Consider the following 16,858-nt stretch of genomic DNA (forward strand, 5'->3'; position numbering starts at 1 on the left):
ATTCAAATGCGGCATCGGTCACCTTCGCCTCAAAGCCCAGCTCTACACCGTGGGCTTGAAAGCCATGTACCATCAGCTCGGACAACTCCGTGCGTAACATCAGTTAATAATCAACCCCTTCTTTCCCTGAACCACTACATCTATGAGCTTGCTGACCACACAAATTCGCTCAGTATCCTGAGTTAAGTTTAATAAACTGGTTCAGTAATTGAAGTTTATAAAACAGCTTGTAGGTATGAGTTTCGCGAACTCAGATATAAGTCGCTTCTAATTCAGCCTTAAGGTCATAGAGGAGTCTGGATAACAGGAATATCCGCATTTTCAAGTAAGCCAAACGAAGGCTTGCCTTACTTCGCCGGGCTGGTCCACGGGTTGTCGCGCAGCCGGAACCGCCAAGGCAGCCCCGATGCCTCCGAGCCCGCATACTCCAGGCCGACGCGGGAGCTGGCTATTACCGCAGCGTCTGCCACTGTTTCGCCGTGGTCTTCAAACCAGAGCACCTCGCCGGTGACGGGCAGGCCGGTGAGGGCGGGGGTGATGCCCAGCGCCTGGCTCATGACGCCAGGGCCGGCGGTAAGGGCGCGCTTGGGGGCCACTAGGCGCGGCGGTGCAGCATAGCTTCCAGCCCAATGGTGGGCTCTACGGCGCGGATGAGCACGGCGTCGGGATGGTCGGCGTCATGCGTGGCGATGTTGAAAAGCGCGTACTTATTGTAGACGGTGTAGATGTAGGCGTGGCCACCGGGCACGTGCAGGCCCTGGGCCTGGTGGCGCTTGCGCTGCAGGTGCATGGTCAGGGAATTGTCGCCTTCGTGCCGGTAGGCTTCGGTTTCCACCACCCGCCCGGCGGTTAGGATACCGTCCACGTTGGTGTAGAGGTGCTTGCCCAGCAGCTCGCGGGCAATCTGCAGCACATCAGGCCGCTGAAAAAACGAGGCGGGTAGTTTAGAGGGCGTAGCGGACATTCGGGCAACGTCTGGGATGGGTGAGACAAAGCCACCGAGCCGCCCTAGCGCAGCCGGTACAGCAGCCCGAAACTGAGCAGCCAGCGGCGCTGCTGCCAGGGCACTTCGGCAGTGGCCTGCTCGTTGACTCGCAGGCTTACGGCGGGGCTCGGCAAATCGATGGCGGCTGAGCTACGGGCCAGGAAAAAACCACTCTTTTCGCTCAGCACCAGCTGGGTGCGACTGCGTAGCGGCAGCAAGTAGCCCAGGTCGGCTACCAGCTCAATTTTGTGGCTTAGCTCCAGCCCCAGGCCCAGCTTGGGCTGCATGGCATCGGAGGTGGATTGCAGCTGCAGGCCCAGCTCATCGGCGTTGAGGGTAGTGCCGTCTACCCGCACGCCGCCGCTGGTGTTTTCAAACGTGCCCAGGCTGCGGGCTACGGCCTGCCGGGTGTACGCCAGCCCGGCGCGGCCAAACAGCGGCCGGCGGCGCGGGTTGAGGTTGTGCTCGTAGCTCAGGCCCGCCTCCCAGCCATCGCCCGAAAACTGCCGGAACAGCCGGCGCGTGGCCAGGCGCACGGCCAACTCCAGAGTCAGGTCGAACTGGTATTCGGCATTCCACCAGCCGGTTAGGCTTTGCGCGGCAGCGTTGCGGGTGCTTTGCGCCCGAAAACCCGAATTTGCCGGAGCATATTCCAAGGCCAGCGTGGCGCCCGGCACCGCCAGCGGCCACGCGCCCAGCGCCGCCCCGTACCGAATACGGCTCAGCAGGCGAAACACCGGGCGGGTGGGCGCGGCCGGTGGCACGCCAGCCTCAACCGTGGCGGGCTGCGGTGGCAGCGGGCGCGGCCGAAACAGCGAATCGACGCGCTGCTGCCGCTGCTGGTCCATGGCCTGCTGCATGGCGGCGGGGCGCAGCAGCGTGGTTTGGGTCTGCCAGAAGGCCGAGTCGTAGGGCACGGCGTTGTGCAGGAAGGCGTCGTAGTACTGCGCCCGCTCCTGGTAGGTGGGCGGTGTGATGCCGGCCGTGTCAATGGCCGTGGTCAGGAATTCGCCGAAATACTGCAGTGGCTCGCCCACGGGCGGGCGGTACTTGGTTTGCCACCACACGGTTTTCAGGTGCCAGCGGCCGGCGTAGGGTTGGTAAGCCACGCGCAGCTCGCGGGCGTCGGCCCGGTGCAGGCCGCTGCGCAGGCCGGCGGGCGTGTAGTGCCACTCGGCCCCCAGAAAGGCGTAGCTGTCCTGGTCGATGTACAGGCGGCCAGCAAAATCGGCCCGGCCGTTACCGCGCTTCGGGCCGAATTCGATTACGTACACGCGGCGGTCGGCGTAGGTGCTGCCGGCGGCCAGGCGGTAGTCGTAGTGGCGGAAGTGCGCGGGGTTGATGAACTGGGCCCGGGCGTGCACAAAATCGGCTTTGTGCGCGATAAACGGCCCGCCGGCCCAGTCGATGCGCACCAGCGTCTGGGGCCGCAAATCCACCTTGCGCGACTGCCGAATCTGCACGGCGCCCTCGTCGGTGCGCTGCGGATACGGCTCTTTAAACACCGTGAGCAGCCCCTCCACCAAGTAGCGGGGCCGGCCAGCGGGGTCGTTGTCCGACTCGCGGTAGAAGCCGGTGAGGCGGGTGTTGCGCACGGGGTAGTTGCGCGAAATGCGCGCCACCGCCTCCCGCACAATGCCCAGCACCGAGGCCGTGACCTGCACCTCCCCCAGCGCCGCCGGGCTGATTTGCAGGGCAATGCGCAGCTCCGGGCCGGGCAGCGGCGGCAGCGGCTGGGCGTATTTTCGGTAGCCCAGCAGGGCCACTTCCAGCTGCTCCCCCTGGTACTGGGCCGGAACACTCAGGGCAAAGCGGCCGTCCTCGTTGGTGCTGGTACCGATGCGGTTGCCGGCCACGCCCACCTGCGCGCTGGGAATGGGCTGGTTGGTCTCAGCGTCTATTACCTGGCCGCGCAGGATGGCCTGGGCGCTGGCCGGTCCCGTCAGCAATGCGAACCAGAAACATAGCAGCAGACGCATCGGAAAGAACGGGGTTATAGTTAACGAAAGGTGAGTAAACAAGAACGTCATGCTCAGCTTGCCGAAGCATGACGTTCTTACTCAAATGTGTTTACTGGCACTCAGCCGCCCATTACCGCCTACTTCTTCACCAGATACTCGGCAATCTGCACGGCGTTGGTGGCGGCGCCCTTGCGCAGGTTGTCGGCCACCACCCACAGGTTGAGGGTGCGGGGCTGGGTTTCGTCGCGGCGCAGGCGTCCCACCAGCACGGCGTCTTTGCCGTGGCTGTCTTTGGGCATGGGGTACGTGTTGGTAGAAGGGTCGTCCACCAGCTCCACGCCGGGCGTGCGAGCCAGGATGGCGCGCACCTCGTCCATCTCAAACTCGCGGGCAAACTCCACGTTCAGGGACTCCGAGTGGCCGCCCATCACGGGAATGCGCACGCAGGTGGCCGTGACGCGGATGCTGTCGTCGCCCATGATTTTCTTGGTCTCGTTCACCATTTTCAGCTCCTCCTTGGTGTAGCCATTGGCTTCGAACACGTCGATGTGGGGCAGCACGTTCAGGTCGATGGGGTGCGGGTAAGCGGGGTTGCTGGCGGGGCGGCCGGCGCGCTCCTCCAGGAGTTGGTCCACGGCTTTTTTGCCGGTGCCGGTCACGCTCTGATAGGTGCTCACCACAATGCGCTCCACTTTGTATGCCTTGTGCAACTCGTTGAGGGCCACCACCAATTGAATGGTAGAGCAGTTGGGGTTGGCAATGATTTTATCCTCTGGCGTGAGGGTGTCGGCGTTCAGTTCGGGTACCACCAGCTTCTTGGTGGGGTCCATGCGCCAGGCCGAGGAGTTGTCGATAACGGTGGTGCCCACGGCGGCGAAGCGCGGGGCGTGCTCCTTGCTCACGGAGCCACCCGCCGAGAAAATGGCGATGTCTGGCCGGGCGGCCAGGGCATCGTCCATGCTCACCACGGGGTACTTCTTGCCCAGGAATTCAACGGTCTGGCCCACCGATTTGGCCGAGGCCACGGGAAGCAGTTCGGTCAGCGGAAACCGGCGTTCGGCCAGCACCTTCAACAGCTCGGTTCCCACCAAGCCGGTGGCTCCTACAATAGCAAGTTTCATGGAAAAATCAGAATGTTAAAAAGCCGCCGCCGCAAGGGCCGTGGTACTGCAAATGTCGCCAGAAATAGGTTACTTAGACGCCGCGTTGGCTTGCGCTTCATCAAAATAAAGAAGGAGAAACGCACCTAAGAACTACTATCATTGGGGTAGCCAGCAGCGCTCCCCACCTCTTCCCGTGTTCAAGACCAGTTTGAAATTGTCGATAAAACACCTGTACCTGCTGCTGCTCCTGTTGCTGCCGGGCTTTGCCACGGCCCAACTGGTTGAAAACTTCACCGATGGCAATTTCACCGCCAACCCTGCCTGGACCGGCGACGTGGCCAGCTTCCAAGTAACCAACCAGCAGCTGCAAAGCAACGGGCCGGGCGTAACGGGCACCCAGCTGCAGCTCAGCACCCCCAGCCAGGCCACCACCGGCACGGTGTGGGAATTCTGGGCCAACCTGCGCTTTGCTACCAGCTCCGGCAACCTGGCCGATGTGTGGTTGATAGCCTCGCAAACTGACCTGAAAAACACCGGTAACTCCGGATACTTCGTGCGCCTGGGTGGCACCGACGACGAGGTGAGCCTGTTCCGCAAAGACTCCACCAAGTCCGCCGTGCTCGTCATCGACGGGGCCAACGGCACCCTGGCCAGCGCCACCAACAACCTGGTGCGCGTGCGCGTGACCCGCACCACCGCCAACCGCTGGACCCTGGAGCGCGACTTCACCGGCGGCCGCAACTTCGTGGCCGAAGCCGCCCAGCCCACTGATGCCACCTACCAGCGTAGCGTGGCCGTGGGCGTGGCGCTACTCTACTCCTCGGCCAACAACCGCAGCTTTTTCTTCGACGACTTTGCCGTGACCGACGCCACCGCGCCGCTGCTGCTGCGGGCTGTGCCCGCCTCTGCCCGCCTCGTAGACGTGGCCTTCAACGAAGCCCTGAACGTGGCCAGCGCCAGCAACCTGGCCAACTACCGCCTGCAAAGCGGGGCCGTGCCCACCGCCGCGCAAGTGCTGCCCAACAACCCCGCCGTAGTGCGCCTCGCCTTCGGGGCCGATTTTGCCGCCACCAACGTGCTGGAAGTGCGCAATGTGGCCGACCTCTATGGCAACCTGGCTGCGGGGCCGCTGCAGACCACTTTTGCCGGCGCGGCCGTGCCCCCCGCCACGCCCCAGGTGGGCGAGTTGCTCATCACCGAAATCTTTGCCGACGAAACGCCTCAGGTGGGTTTGCCGCTGTCGGAGTACATAGAGATTTACAACCGCAGCAACCGGGTAATCAGCCTGGGCGGCGTGCGCCTGAGCAAACCCGGCAGCACCTCGGCGGCCATTCTGCCCGACACGGCCAAGCTGCTGCCGGGCCAGTACGCCATTGTGTGCGGCAGCACGCGGGTGCTGCAGTTTGCCACCTACGGCAAGGTGTACGGGCCCACCAATTTTCCCTCGCTCAACAACGGCGGCGACCAGCTCATCCTGCGCGGCCGCGATGGCCGCACGCTGTTTGAAGTGAGCTATTCCGATGCCTGGTACGGCGACGCCAAGAAGAAAGACGGCGGCTGGAGCCTCGAAATGGTGGACACCAATAACTACTGCGCCGGCGCCAGCAACTGGACCGCCAGCACCGCCGCCATTGGCGGTACGCCCGGCAAAGCCAACTCCGTAGCGGCCGCCCGCCCCGATGCCACGGCCCCCACCCTGCTCCGCGCCGTGGCCCTCAACCCCACCACGGTGCGCCTGTACTTTTCAGAGAAGCTGGACAGCACCTCGGCCGCCATCCTGAGCCGCTACGTGCTGGCCGCCCCCAGCCCGGCCGTGACGCGCGCCGCCCCCGTGGCCCCCGATTTCCGGCTGGTAGACCTGACGCTGGCGGCGCCGCTGCTGGCCAGTCGCTCCACCACCCTCACCGTGCAAACGGCCACCGACTGCGTGGGCAACGCCAGCGCCCCCCTGCAGTCGGCCACGTTTGCCCTGCCCGAACCGGCCGTGAGCGGCGACGTGGTCATCAACGAGTTGCTGTTTAACCCCCGGGTGAGCGCCGTGCGTTTTGTGGAATTGCTCAACCGCAGCCCCAAGTTCATCAACCTGCAGGGCTGGCAGATTGCCAACCTCAAGGCCGATGGCAGCGGCGTGGACGCCAAACCGCTCAGCGCCGGGCCGCTGGTACTGGCGCCGGGCCAGGTGCTGGCGTTCAGCACCAACTCCAGCATTATTCAGTCGCAGTACCCCACCAGCACCGACGTGGCCAACCTGGTGCAGGTGGCTAGCCTCCCCACGTTTCCGGAGGAAAGCACGGCCCTGCTGTTCAACGGCAGCGGCATAGAGCAGGACCGGTTTGCCTACAGCAAGAAACTACACCTGAGTCTGCTGGCCAGCCAAGACGGCGTTTCACTGGAGCGCATTCGGGCCAGCGGCCCCACCCTGGGTAGCAACTTCCACTCTGCCGCGGGGGCCGTGGGCTACGCCACGCCCGGCAGCCCCAACTCGCAGGCCCAGGACGCCCCCGGTGGCGACCAGGAACTGACCGTGACGCCCGAAGTCTTCACGCCCGACGACGACGGCCTGCAGGACTTCACCACCCTCAACTACCACCTCGACCAGCCCGGCTACGCCGCCACCGTGACGGTGTACGACGCCCTGGGCCGCCTCACGCGCCGCCTGGTGCGCAACGAAACCCTGCCCGTTAACGGCTTCATCCAGTGGGACGGCATCGATGACAAGGGCCGGAAGGCGGCCGTGGGCTACTACATCCTGCACGTGGAACTGTTCCGCCCCAGCGGCGGCGAGAAGCGCGAGTACAAAAAGACGGTGGTGCTGGGCGCGCGGTTCTAGGAAACCCGTTTTTGGTTAACACATACGGTCATGTCGAGCGCAGCCGAGACATCTCGCGGGCTTCCACTCATCCGCACTTATCGCCCTAAGTGACCTGTCTCGGCTGCGCTAGATGCGTTGCTTTTGAGTAGCTATTTTGGGCATCTATGTTAAACCCTGGCTCTGGGTTTGCATCCCAGAAGGCATGAATAGCACCCAGCAACTGCAACACCTCTACTGGCGGGCGGGCTTTGGGCCACGCCCGCAGGACGTGGCCGCCGGCCTTAATCCGCGCAAAGCCTTGCGGCAGCTGCTGCAGGATTCGGCGAAATACGAGCCACTGGTCGTTCCCAACCAGGACGCCGTGGCGGCGGCGGGCCAACCCGCAGTGGCAGATGCCATGCGCGTGCGCCGCGCGGCCCTCACGCCCGAGCAGCGCAAGCAGCAAAACCGCGACCTACGCGAAGCCTACATTGGCATGAGCACGGCCTGGATGAGCCGCATGGCAGCCTCGCCGGCCCAGCTGCGCGAGAAAATGATGCTTTTCTGGCACGGGCATTTTGCGTGCCGGGTGCGCCTGCCCGGCCCGGCCCTGAGTTTGCACAACACCACCCGCCGCTTCGCCTTGGGCAAGTTCCCCGACCTACTGCTTGCCGTGAGCCGCGAGCCGGCCATGCTGCAATTCCTCAACAACCAGCAGAACCGCAAAGCCAGTCCCAACGAGAACTTTGCCCGCGAGGTGATGGAGCTCTTTACGCTGGGCCGGGGCAACTATACCGAGCAGGACGTGAAGGAAGCCGCCCGCGCTTTCACCGGTTGGGGCTACGACAACCAGGGCAATTTCCGGTTTCGGCCTCAGGACCACGACGCGGGACCCAAGACGTTTCTGGGTCGCACCGGCAACCTCACGGGCGAAGACGTACTGCAAATCATTCTGCAGCAGCCCGCGGCCGCTAGGTTTCTGGTCACCAAAGTTTACCGCTTCTTCGTGAACGAAGTGCCCAATGCCGGCCACATCGAACCCCTGGCGGTGGCTTTCCGCCAGAGCGGCTACGACATTGCCGACCTGATGGAGCGCGTGTTTTCGGCGGCCTGGTTCTATGAGCCGGCTAATATGGGCACGCACATCAAGTCGCCGGTGGAGCTGCTGGCGGGCCTGCGCCGCACCCTAAACGTGAAGATTGACAACGACCGGGCGCTGCTGGGTTTCCAGAAAGCGCTGGGCCAAACCCTGTTTCAGCCGCCGAACGTGGCCGGCTGGCCCGGCGGCCGCAACTGGATAGACTCGTCGTCGCTGCTGCTGCGCCTGCAGCTGCCCGCCGTACTCTTCCGCAACGCCGAGTTTGCCGTGGCCCTCAAGCAGGACGAAAACGACATCGCCCCCAACCTGAGCAAGGCCGAGCGCACCTTGCGGCCGGGTGTGGGCGCCCACCTGCCCCTCGCCGCTGCAACAGCTGCTGGGCACGGCCGCCGCCGCGCAGCAGGCCGAGAAGCTCAGCGCCTTCCTGCTGCAAGTCCCCATTCGGCCCGAAAATCTGCGGCTGGTGCAGCAGGCCACCCAGCAAAAAGAGCCCGCCGAAGCCCTGCGCACCACGCTGGTCAGCCTGCTCAGCCTCCCCGAATACCAGCTGGCCTAACCGAACCACAACTCCCCTCCTTTTTTAAGGAGGGGATGTTCGAGCCAACGGCTCGGACGGGGGTGGTTACCCTCGTTGAACGATATCCGAACGACGCTACCGCCATTGTTTGCCCATTGTTCAACGACTTCACCACCCCAGTTGCCGCTTCGCGCCAACGTCCCCTCCTTGAAAAAGGAGGGGAGTTTGATGTTCCATTATCCTCTTTCCTATCGTTATGCCTATTACCCGCCGCGACTTCCTTCGTAATTCTGCCCTGGCCAGCTCGCTGCTGCTGGTACCCAAGTTCCTGCACGCCCTGGACCGGGGGCCGGGCCTGGCCCGGCTGGGCGAGGCGCCGGGCGCGCGCCGCCTCATTGTGGTGCAGCTCAGCGGGGGCAATGATGGCCTGAACACCATTATTCCTTACAAAAACGACCTGTACTACCGGGCGCGTCCCACACTGGGCATTCGGGAGGCGCAGGGAATTTTGGCCATGGAAAAAGACCTGGGCCTGCATCCGGCTTTGAAAGGCCTCAAGGGCCTGTATGACCAGGGTCATCTGGCGGTGCTCAACTCGGTGGGCTACCCCAATCCCGACCGGTCGCACTTCCGTTCGATGGACATCTGGCAGAGCGGCTTGAGTTCTGACCAAGCCGTGAGCACGGGCTGGCTGGGCCGCTACCTCGACTCAAATTGTGCTGATTGCCGACACCCGTACAATGCGCTGGAAATAGACGACACGCTGAGCCTGGCCCTGAAGGGCAACGCCCGCAAAGGCCTGGCCCTGAAGAACCCCGCCAAGCTGCACCAGCTTACCCAAAACCGGCTGCTGGCCAAGGTGAGCCAGCAGGCCGCGCCCGCCCACCACGACCAGGTGGACTACCTCTATAAGACCCTGGCCGAAACCGCGTCGTCGGCCGATTACCTGTTCGAGAAGTCCAAAATCTATAAGTCGGCGGTGGCGTACCCGAACTCGGAGTTTGGCAAAAACCTGAAAACCACGGCCGAGCTAATTACCTCCGGCGTGGAGTCGCGGGTGTACTACCTGGCCTTGTCGGGCTTCGATACGCACGTGCGGCAGCTGGAGCAGCAGCAGCGCCTGCTGGGCGACCTGGGCGATGGCCTGGCCGCGCTGGCCCACGACCTGCAGCAGCACAACCAGTGGAATAACACGCTGGTGCTGGTGTTCTCGGAGTTTGGCCGGCGCGTGGGCCAGAACGCCAGCAACGGCACCGACCACGGAACCGCCAACAACGTGCTGCTGCTGGGCGGCGGCCTCCGTAAAAAAGGCGTGCTCAACGCTGCCCCCGACCTGGCCAACCTCGACCAGGGCGACCTGCGCCACCAAATAGATTTCCGTAGCATCTACGCCAGCATTCTCAAGGACTGGCTGGGAGCCGACGACACGGCCATTCTGGGTACGGGCTTCGAGCGCATGAGCGGGCTGGTGTAATGACCACCAAAATTTAAAAGTGAAAGAAGTCCGGTTTCCGCACGGAGGCCGGGCTTTTTTGCTGTGCAGATTGGGCTATATCTTGCGCCGTCAAACCCTTCATCTACCGCTTATGAAGTACTTGCTACCTGCACTTTTCGTCGCCATTGCCCTCCAATTGGGCACGGCCCCTACGGCTCAGGCCCAAGCTCCCACGTCAGCGACGACTTATAGCGGCCCGCGCTACCCCGGCGGGCCCGATTCGCTACGCGCCCTGGTGTATCGCAGCACTCGAATAACCACGCCCGCCCCGGCAGGCAAGATGCTGGTTCAATTTGAGTTGCAACCCGACGGCAAGGCATTTAATTTTACAATGGTTCGGCCACCCGACCCAATGAACAAGGCATTAGTTGATGCAACAGCAGCGGCACGTAATTACGTTGAGGCGAATATGCTGGCCTGGCAGTTGGACAAGCCAGGTACCACTGGTGCCTCAATTAAGGCTCCAAAAATCAGCCTGGCGATGGAATTCACGACGCTTCCAGCAGCTCAGGCTTACTACTACGCCGACCACGAGCCGGTGTTCAAGGACGCCACGGAGGCGTTGCGCGCCACCTTCAGCAAGTTTCGAGTGTCTCCGAATGACTCCGTGCAACAACATTTGTTCGCTTCTCCGTCTAGAATCCTGGCAGAGCACATCCAGTCGAAAGTGAAGTACCCGCCCAATGCACTCCGTTCGGGGCAGCAAGGTCAGGTCTATGTCTATTTTGAGGTAGCTGAAAATGGCGCCATCGACAATCCGCAGGTGGTGGGCACGGCCGGCAAGTACCTCGACGACGAAGTCTTGAAGGTTGTGAAGAATCTTTCCGCCGCCAGTGCCCCGGCGCAGTTGCGGGGTCAACCGGTGCGCGTGTACTACACGTTGCCAATCAATTTTAAAATTGTAAAGCCCCGCTCTTAGCCCCCAAACACCGCCGCAGCCAGCGCCAGCACGGCGGCGCGGGTTTGCTCAGGCTGCTCCAGGTACGATTGGTGGCCGCTGCCTTCCAAAAACAGCGCGTGGGCTTCGGCCGGCAGAGCGGCCTGGCGCACGGCATCCTCAAAGGGCACGGCCACGTCGTGCTTGCCGGCCACCATGAGCACCGGGAATTTGGCGGTGCTGAGCACCTTGGTGCGGTCGGGGCGGGCGGCCATGCCGCGCAGGGCCCCGGCAATGGTGGTTTCGGGCGTGGCTTTGCCAATTTCCTCCAGCAGCCCGCGGGCCTCGGTCAGCCGGTCGCGGTTGGTGGGCGCGAAGAGCGGGCGCACGAACGATTCCATGAACTTGGCCACGCCGTGGCGCTCCACGAAGCTGATGTTTTTCTCGCGGTTCTGGCGCTTCTCGTCGGTATCGGCCAGGGCCGAGGAATTGATGAGCGCCAGGCCGGCCACGCGCTGGGGCCAGCGCTCGGCCAGGGCCAGGGCCACGTAGCCGCCCATGCTATGGCAGACCAGCAGCACGGGATTGGGGCAGTCCTTCTGGCCGAGGTAGTCGATAACGTAGCGGGCCTGGGCCTCCATCGAAAAGTCGGGCACGGGCGCCAGGTTGGTGCCGTGGCCGGGCAGGTTGGGCGTGAGCAGCCGGTAGCCTTCGGGGAAAGCGCGGGTAAAGGCTGTCCACACCTCGCGGCTTTCGGCAAAGCCGTGGAGAAAAACGATGGTGGGCAGGTGAGGCGTAGCGGTGGTCATACGAACAAAAGTAGTGCCGGCACCGTGCCCCTGCCGCTGCGAAAACGCCTGGCCCGCAGCCGCGCTGCCGTAGCGCTGCAGGGCGCATCGGCCGTACCCAGCATTACCTTTCCTTTGGGCGTGATTGATAATTCCCCGCGTTTAATACAAAAACAACGCGCTTCTTTCCGGACCTTTGGCATCCGTACTAACTGCAATTCTATGAACCCTCTTGTTGCCATCCGCCAGTTCGACCAAAGCCTCTGGCTGGACTTTATCAGCCGCCCCATTCTGATTAACGGCAAGTTGCAGCGCCGCATAACCGATGAGGCCCTGCGCGGCGTGACCTCGAACCCCGCCATTTTTGCCAAGTCCATCGGCGACACCAGCGACTATGATTCGGCCATTCAGGCGCTGGCGCTGCAAGACAAAACCACCGACGAAATCTACACCACCCTGGCCGTGGCCGACGTGCAGGCCGCCTGCGACCTGTTCCGGCCCCTCTACGACCGCGAGCACACCAGCAACGACGGCTACGTGAGCCTCGAAGTATCGCCCAAGCTGGTGAACGACACCGCAGGCACCATTGCCGAAGGCCTGCACCTGTGGCACACCGTGGACCGTCCCAACGTAATGATAAAAGTGCCGGCCACGCTTGAAGGCCTGCCCGCCATTCGCCGCCTCATTGCCGAAGGCGTGAACGTGAACGTGACCCTGATTTTCGGGCTGGAGCGCTACCGCCTGGTCACCGAAGCCTTTTTGGCCGGCCTCGAAGACCGGGCGCAGGCGGGGTTGCCGCTGGCGCGCATCGACTCGGTGGCCAGCTTCTTCCTGAGCCGCATCGACGTGCTGATTGACCCTATGCTGGAGAAAATCGCGGCCGAAGGTGGCGAGCGCGGCGCGTTGGCGCAGTCCATGGTGGGCGAAGTGGCCCTGGCCAGCGCCAAGCAGGCGTACCAGCTTTACAAGGAGATTTTTGCCGGTCCGCGGTGGGCGGCATTGCAGGCCCAAGGCGCCGAAACCCAGCGCCTGCTGTGGGCCAGCACCGGCAACAAAAACCCGAACTACGACGACCTGAAGTACGTCGAAAACCTCATCGGCCCGAATACGGTGAACACCGTGCCAGTGGAAACGCTGGACATTTTCCGGGAGCGCGGCCAGCCCGCCAACCGCCTCGAAGACGGCCTCGACCAGGCCCGCGAAGTGCTGCGCCGCCTACCCGAGCTGGGCATCGACCTGGAGGAGCACACCAACTTCCTGGAAGTAGACGGCGCCAAGAAATTCAACGAGCCCTTCAGCAAGCTCATGCTGTCGCTGGACATGAAGCGCAAGCACGCCCTAAAAGAGATGGTGGTGCCCGTGACCATGCGTTTGGGCGGCTACCAGACCGCCGTAGACAACAAGATTCTGGAGCTGAACGACCAGAATTTCACCCAGGGCTTCTGGGATAAAAAAGCCAACCTCTGGGTGCAGGACGAAGCCGGGCAGCAGAGCATCCGCAGCTTTATGGGCTGGCTGCGCGTGGCCGAAACCATGGTGGGCCGCGTGCCCGAAATCGAGCAGTTTGTGCACGAGGTAAAAGCCGCCGGCTTCAAGCACGTGGTGGTGATGGGCATGGGAGGCAGCACCATGGCCCCCATTGTGTTCAAGGCCGCGTTTGAGCAGGGCGAAAATGGCTTGCCCATGTCGGTGCTCGACACCACGGACCCCGGCACGGTGCGCCAGATTGAAGCCTCGGTGCCCTTGGCCGAGACGTTGTTTATCGTGGCCAGCAAATCAGGTACCACGGCCGAGCCGCTGGCTTTCGGCGACTATTTCTACGCCAAGCTGAAAGAGCTGAAGGGCGATAAAGCCGGCGAAAACTTCGTGGCCATCACCGACCCGGGCTCCAAATTCGTGACCTCGGCCACGGCGCAGGGCTACCGCCGCATTTTCCTGAATTTCTCGGAAGTGGGCGGCCGTTTCTCGGCCCTCTCTTACTTCGGGCTGGTGCCGGCCGCCCTGTACGGCCTGCCCATTGGCGAGCTGCTGGAACGTGCCATTCGCATGATGCGCGCCTGCGGGGCTTATGGCGACGCCAAGCCCAACCCCGGCCTGGAGCTGGGTGCCGCCCTGGGCGTGCTCGCGCAGCTGGGCCGCGACAAGCTCACGCTGCTGGTGCCCGAAAAGCTGAGCGACCTGGGCCTGTGGCTGGAACAGCTTATTGCCGAGAGCACCGGCAAAGAAGGCAAGGGCATTCTGCCCGTGGCCGGCGAGCCGCTGGCCGAAGTGGGCCACTACGGCCAGGACCGGGTGTTTGTGTACGTGGGCTACAAAGGCCAGGCCGATGAAGCCAACCTGACCAAGCTCAAGGCCCTGGAGCAGGCCGGCCACCCCACCATCAGCATCCTCATGGACGATGCGCTGGACCTGGGCCAGGAGTTTTACCGCTGGGAAATGGCTACGGCCGTGGCCAGCGCCGTGCTCGGCATCAATCCCTTCGACCAGCCCAACGTGCAGGCCGCCAAAACCGCCACCGACGGCCTGATGAAAGTGGTGGAGGAGCAGGGCAGCCTGCCTGAAAAAAGCCAGCCCGTGGCCAGCCAGGACGGCGTAGCTTACTACTCTGCCGTGCAGGGCGAAAGTGCCGCCCAGGTGCTAAAGGCCTTTTTTGACCAAGCCCGCCCCGGCGACTTCCTCTGCCTGCAGGCCTACCTCACCGAGACGCCCGCCGTGAGCGCCAGCCTGCAGGAGCTGCGGGCCCGCGTTCAGGCCAAGTACCACATTGCCACCACGTCGGGCTACGGCCCGCGCTTCCTGCACTCCACCGGCCAGTACCACAAGGGTGGCCCCGATACCGGCCTGTTTGTGCAGTTCACCGACGACAACCCGCAGGACCTGGCTTTGCCGGGCCGTTCCTACACCTTCGGCACCTTCAAAAATGCCCAGGCCCTGGGCGACCTGGAGGCGCTGCACAGCTACCACCGCCGTACCCTGCGCGTGCATCTCGGTGCCGATGCGGAGAAAGGCCTGAAAGCCATGCTGGCAGCGCTGAAACTGTAGCTGAGTTTTTGAGCTGATGGTGATGGTCTAAAATAAGATGACTTGCGTATAGCGTTTATGGTCACGACAATTCACACTTGCACTAAATGCGAGAGCGCCGACATTCGCCGCAATGGGCACAGCCACGGCCATGCCCGCTACCAGTGCAAAGCCTGCGGCCACTAGGCGCGGTTCGTGCCGGCGGCCGTGGCCAAAGCCGTGCAGTACGCGCAGGTCGAAGCCCTGCTGGTCGAGCGCAATTCGCAGCGCAGCATTGCCCGCATCACGGGCGTGGCGCGCATGACCATTGCCAAGCGGCTAAAAAAAAGCCGCTGCGCCCTCGCCGCCCCTGCCCCGCCTACGTCCGAAAAAGGCGCAGCGCAAGGAGTGGGAAATCCTGGAACTCGACGAGTTGTGGAGCTTTGTGGGCCGCAAAAAGCGCAAGGTCTGGCTGTGTCTCGCCGTTGAGCGCGCCCGGCGGCGCATCGTGGGCTGGACGCTGGGCAGCCTGGGCGAAGCCCCCTTGCGCCAGCTCTGGCAGGCCTTGCCCCGCCGCTACCGCCGCCACTGCTGGTATTTCACGGACCAGTGGAAGGCCTACCCCAAGGTCCTGCCCCGCTGGCAGCACCGGCCCTGTCCCAAGGGCCAGGGCCAGACCAACATTGTCGAGGCCATCAACTGCTCACTGCGCCAACGGTGCGGTGTACTTGTGCGAAGGTCCTGCTCCATCAGTAAATCATTGGCTATGCACACGGCCCGAATTAAAATAGTTATCGATAATTATAATCGAAATATCATCTTAGATTATACCGCCGCCGAGTTGATAAAGCACGAACGTCATGCTTCGACTGCGCTCAGCATGAACTGTGTTTAGAAAGCAAGTTTAAGTAGTCAGTCAAAAGTAATGTTGTACTCGGTTCCAACGCGTGCCAAGACGTAGGCGACACGCTCTTGTAGGGTTCGGTCGCAGACGTAATCAGCGGGCGTGAGCCAGTAGTGCTTGCAGCGGTGCCAGAGCAACTCGATTTTTATTGAGCTCGGGGCTGTACGCAGGTAAAAAGCAAAGCGTGAGCCCCTTGGCTGCCCAACTCGTGCGTCGTTCCTGCACGAGGCGGGTACGGTGGATGCTGGCGTTGTCGGGCACGAGCACCGTGGGGCCGCGCACGGTCGCGGCGAGGAATTCGTCGACGGCGGCGGCGAAGGCCTCCGCGTTCCAGGCCCCGGCCAGCGCGTAAGCACTCAGCAGCTGAGCGCTCGCGCCCGGCTGCCAGAAGCCGAGCACCGATTGGCCACCCGCACCGCGTTCAGCCGGCAGGCAGGCGGCGGGTCGCCCGCGCACCTGCCAGGCGTAGGGCACGGGGGCCTGGCGCGAGAAGCGGCACTCGTCGAGGTAGACCACGGCCACCTCGCCGCGCGCTTCGGCCGCGTGCAGGCCGCGCAAGTGCGTTTGCATCAGGGCAAAGGCCTCGGCGTCGCGTTTGGCTTTGAGGCTGCGCCGGCAGCGCTTCCAGCGGTAGCCCAGTGCCCACGCCAGCCGCCGCAACGTGCGGACCGACACGCGCAGGCCGCACTCATCGGCTAGGCGTGGCACGAAACGGCGCAGTTGCTGGGTGGCCTCACCCAGCCAGGCGGCTACTTTTTTTGGGCCGTCTGCGGCAACTTGGGCGGCCGGCCGGCATGCTGGCCCTCGGCCAGGCCCGCCAGGCCCAGGCGCTGCCAGCGCGAAAGCCAGCGGCTGACAGCGTTGCGGTGGACCCCGAAGGCGGCGGCCAACTGGTCGATGCACAGCCCCCGGTGGTGGGCCAGCACCGCCTGCGCCCGCCGCCGCATACGCGGGTGGGGACCGCGCAACGCGCACGCTTCCAAGGTCTCGATTTCAGGCGCCTCCAGCGCAAGGGGAGCTAACATGCCCCAAAGTAAAGGCCGAATGACTTTACATCATTACTTCTGGCCGACTACTTAAGATGAAAGTTCGGGTCAAAATCGCGTTCGTGGGTGAGCAGGGCCCAGGCCTGGCGGAGCAGGCGGGCGGCCACGGCGCACAGGGCCTGGGGCTTGGCCTTGCCGCGGGCGAGCAGGCGCTGGTAGAGGGCCGCGCAGGCCTAGTTGGCCCGGCTGGCCGACCAAGCCCCAAGGTAGAGTTGCCGGCGCAAGCGCCTGTCGCCGAGCTTGCTCAGCCGGGGCCGGGCGCGCACGCTGCTGCCCGACTCGAAGTGGCGCG

13 protein-coding genes and 1 pseudogene are annotated in these 16,858 nt (G+C 63.6%); 7 read left to right on the plus strand and 7 right to left on the minus strand.

Annotated elements, in window-relative coordinates; translation table 11 throughout:
* Nucleotides 1–347: 347 nt before the first annotated feature.
* The 3 genes and pseudogenes from BEN48_RS13175 to BEN48_RS13185 form a co-directional block, all read right to left on the minus strand.
* A pseudogene (locus tag BEN48_RS13175) lies at nucleotides 348–964 on the minus strand (DNA-3-methyladenine glycosylase).
* 44 nt (nucleotides 965–1,008) lie between these two features.
* Complete coding sequence (locus BEN48_RS13180; protein ID WP_158010182.1) at nucleotides 1,009–2,964, minus strand: carboxypeptidase-like regulatory domain-containing protein; 1,956 nt, start codon at nucleotides 2,962–2,964, stop codon at nucleotides 1,009–1,011.
* A 119-nt stretch (nucleotides 2,965–3,083) separates the two neighbouring features.
* A complete protein-coding gene (locus BEN48_RS13185) occupies nucleotides 3,084–4,067 on the minus strand; it encodes an aspartate-semialdehyde dehydrogenase (RefSeq protein ID WP_070735401.1) in 984 nt (327 codons plus the stop codon).
* Nucleotides 4,068–4,263: 196 nt separating this feature from the next.
* Here BEN48_RS13185 and BEN48_RS13190 point away from each other — a divergent pair, with 196 nt between their 5' ends.
* The 4 genes from BEN48_RS13190 to BEN48_RS13225 all read left to right on the plus strand — a co-directional run bounded on the left by BEN48_RS13190 (nucleotide 4,264) and on the right by BEN48_RS13225 (nucleotide 10,870).
* Nucleotides 4,264–6,879, plus strand: a complete 2,616-nt coding sequence (locus tag BEN48_RS13190) for a lamin tail domain-containing protein (RefSeq protein WP_158010183.1) — start codon at nucleotides 4,264–4,266, stop codon at nucleotides 6,877–6,879.
* A 184-nt stretch (nucleotides 6,880–7,063) separates the two neighbouring features.
* Nucleotides 7,064–8,887 (plus strand): DUF1800 domain-containing protein, encoded by a 1,824-nt coding sequence (locus BEN48_RS19830; protein WP_125932635.1) that lies wholly within the window; start codon nucleotides 7,064–7,066, stop codon nucleotides 8,885–8,887.
* Complete coding sequence (locus BEN48_RS13220; protein WP_241502275.1) at nucleotides 8,794–9,930, plus strand: DUF1501 domain-containing protein; 1,137 nt, start codon at nucleotides 8,794–8,796, stop codon at nucleotides 9,928–9,930. Before BEN48_RS19830 ends, BEN48_RS13220 begins: the two co-directional genes overlap by 94 nt.
* Before the next feature lie 112 nt (nucleotides 9,931–10,042).
* Nucleotides 10,043–10,870, plus strand: coding sequence for an energy transducer TonB (locus tag BEN48_RS13225; protein ID WP_125932636.1), 828 nt, complete (start codon nucleotides 10,043–10,045; stop codon nucleotides 10,868–10,870).
* Here BEN48_RS13225 and BEN48_RS13230 read toward each other — a convergent pair.
* Nucleotides 10,867–11,637 (minus strand): alpha/beta fold hydrolase, encoded by a 771-nt coding sequence (locus BEN48_RS13230; protein WP_070735409.1) that lies wholly within the window; start codon nucleotides 11,635–11,637, stop codon nucleotides 10,867–10,869. The two genes, BEN48_RS13225 and BEN48_RS13230, sit on opposite strands and share 4 nt — an antisense overlap.
* Before the next feature lie 201 nt (nucleotides 11,638–11,838).
* On the opposite strand from BEN48_RS13230, the gene BEN48_RS13235 reads away from it, so the two are divergent.
* The 3 genes from BEN48_RS13235 to BEN48_RS13240 all read left to right on the plus strand — a co-directional run bounded on the left by BEN48_RS13235 (nucleotide 11,839) and on the right by BEN48_RS13240 (nucleotide 15,511).
* Nucleotides 11,839–14,658 carry a bifunctional transaldolase/phosoglucose isomerase gene (locus tag BEN48_RS13235; protein WP_070735410.1) on the plus strand — a complete coding sequence of 940 codons (2,820 nt, stop codon included), beginning with the start codon at nucleotides 11,839–11,841 and terminating at the stop codon, nucleotides 14,656–14,658.
* A 57-nt stretch (nucleotides 14,659–14,715) separates the two neighbouring features.
* Entirely contained in the window at nucleotides 14,716–14,823 is a 108-nt protein-coding gene (locus tag BEN48_RS20205) for a transposase-like zinc-binding domain-containing protein (RefSeq protein ID WP_125932637.1), read from the plus strand.
* Between the two features lie 226 nt (nucleotides 14,824–15,049).
* A complete protein-coding gene (locus tag BEN48_RS13240; RefSeq protein WP_158010184.1) occupies nucleotides 15,050–15,511 on the plus strand; it encodes an IS1 family transposase in 462 nt (153 codons plus the stop codon).
* 102 nt (nucleotides 15,512–15,613) lie between these two features.
* On the opposite strand, the gene BEN48_RS13245 is transcribed toward BEN48_RS13240, so the two are convergent.
* The 3 genes from BEN48_RS13245 to BEN48_RS20210 form a co-directional block, all read right to left on the minus strand.
* A complete protein-coding gene (locus BEN48_RS13245) occupies nucleotides 15,614–16,228 on the minus strand; it encodes an IS630 family transposase (RefSeq protein ID WP_070735412.1) in 615 nt (204 codons plus the stop codon).
* Nucleotides 16,229–16,269: 41 nt separating this feature from the next.
* A complete protein-coding gene (locus BEN48_RS13250; RefSeq protein ID WP_070735413.1) occupies nucleotides 16,270–16,545 on the minus strand; it encodes a helix-turn-helix domain-containing protein in 276 nt (91 codons plus the stop codon).
* Nucleotides 16,546–16,739: 194 nt separating this feature from the next.
* Nucleotides 16,740–16,858 (minus strand): transposase (locus BEN48_RS20210; protein ID WP_141764584.1); only part of this gene is annotated, 119 nt, incomplete at its 5' end.

The organism is Hymenobacter glacialis (genome assembly GCF_001816165.1).
Taxonomy (GTDB): domain Bacteria; phylum Bacteroidota; class Bacteroidia; order Cytophagales; family Hymenobacteraceae; genus Hymenobacter; species Hymenobacter glacialis.

What these genes read in the sequence shown, in the direction of transcription:
- BEN48_RS13180 (WP_158010182.1), bottom strand. Translation starts at nt 2,964, where the DNA reads ATGCGTCTGCTGCTATGTTTCTGGTTCGCATTGCTGACGGGACCGGCC.
- BEN48_RS19830 (WP_125932635.1), top strand. Translation starts at nt 7,064, where the DNA reads ATGAATAGCACCCAGCAACTGCAACACCTCTACTGGCGGGCGGGCTTT.
- BEN48_RS13235 (WP_070735410.1), top strand. Translation starts at nt 11,839, where the DNA reads ATGAACCCTCTTGTTGCCATCCGCCAGTTCGACCAAAGCCTCTGGCTG.
- BEN48_RS20205 (WP_125932637.1), top strand. Translation starts at nt 14,716, where the DNA reads ATGGTCACGACAATTCACACTTGCACTAAATGCGAGAGCGCCGACATT.
- BEN48_RS13250 (WP_070735413.1), bottom strand. Translation starts at nt 16,545, where the DNA reads ATGTTAGCTCCCCTTGCGCTGGAGGCGCCTGAAATCGAGACCTTGGAA.
- BEN48_RS13225 (WP_125932636.1), top strand. Translation starts at nt 10,043, where the DNA reads ATGAAGTACTTGCTACCTGCACTTTTCGTCGCCATTGCCCTCCAATTG.
- BEN48_RS13230 (WP_070735409.1), bottom strand. Translation starts at nt 11,637, where the DNA reads ATGACCACCGCTACGCCTCACCTGCCCACCATCGTTTTTCTCCACGGC.
- BEN48_RS13185 (WP_070735401.1), bottom strand. Translation starts at nt 4,067, where the DNA reads ATGAAACTTGCTATTGTAGGAGCCACCGGCTTGGTGGGAACCGAGCTG.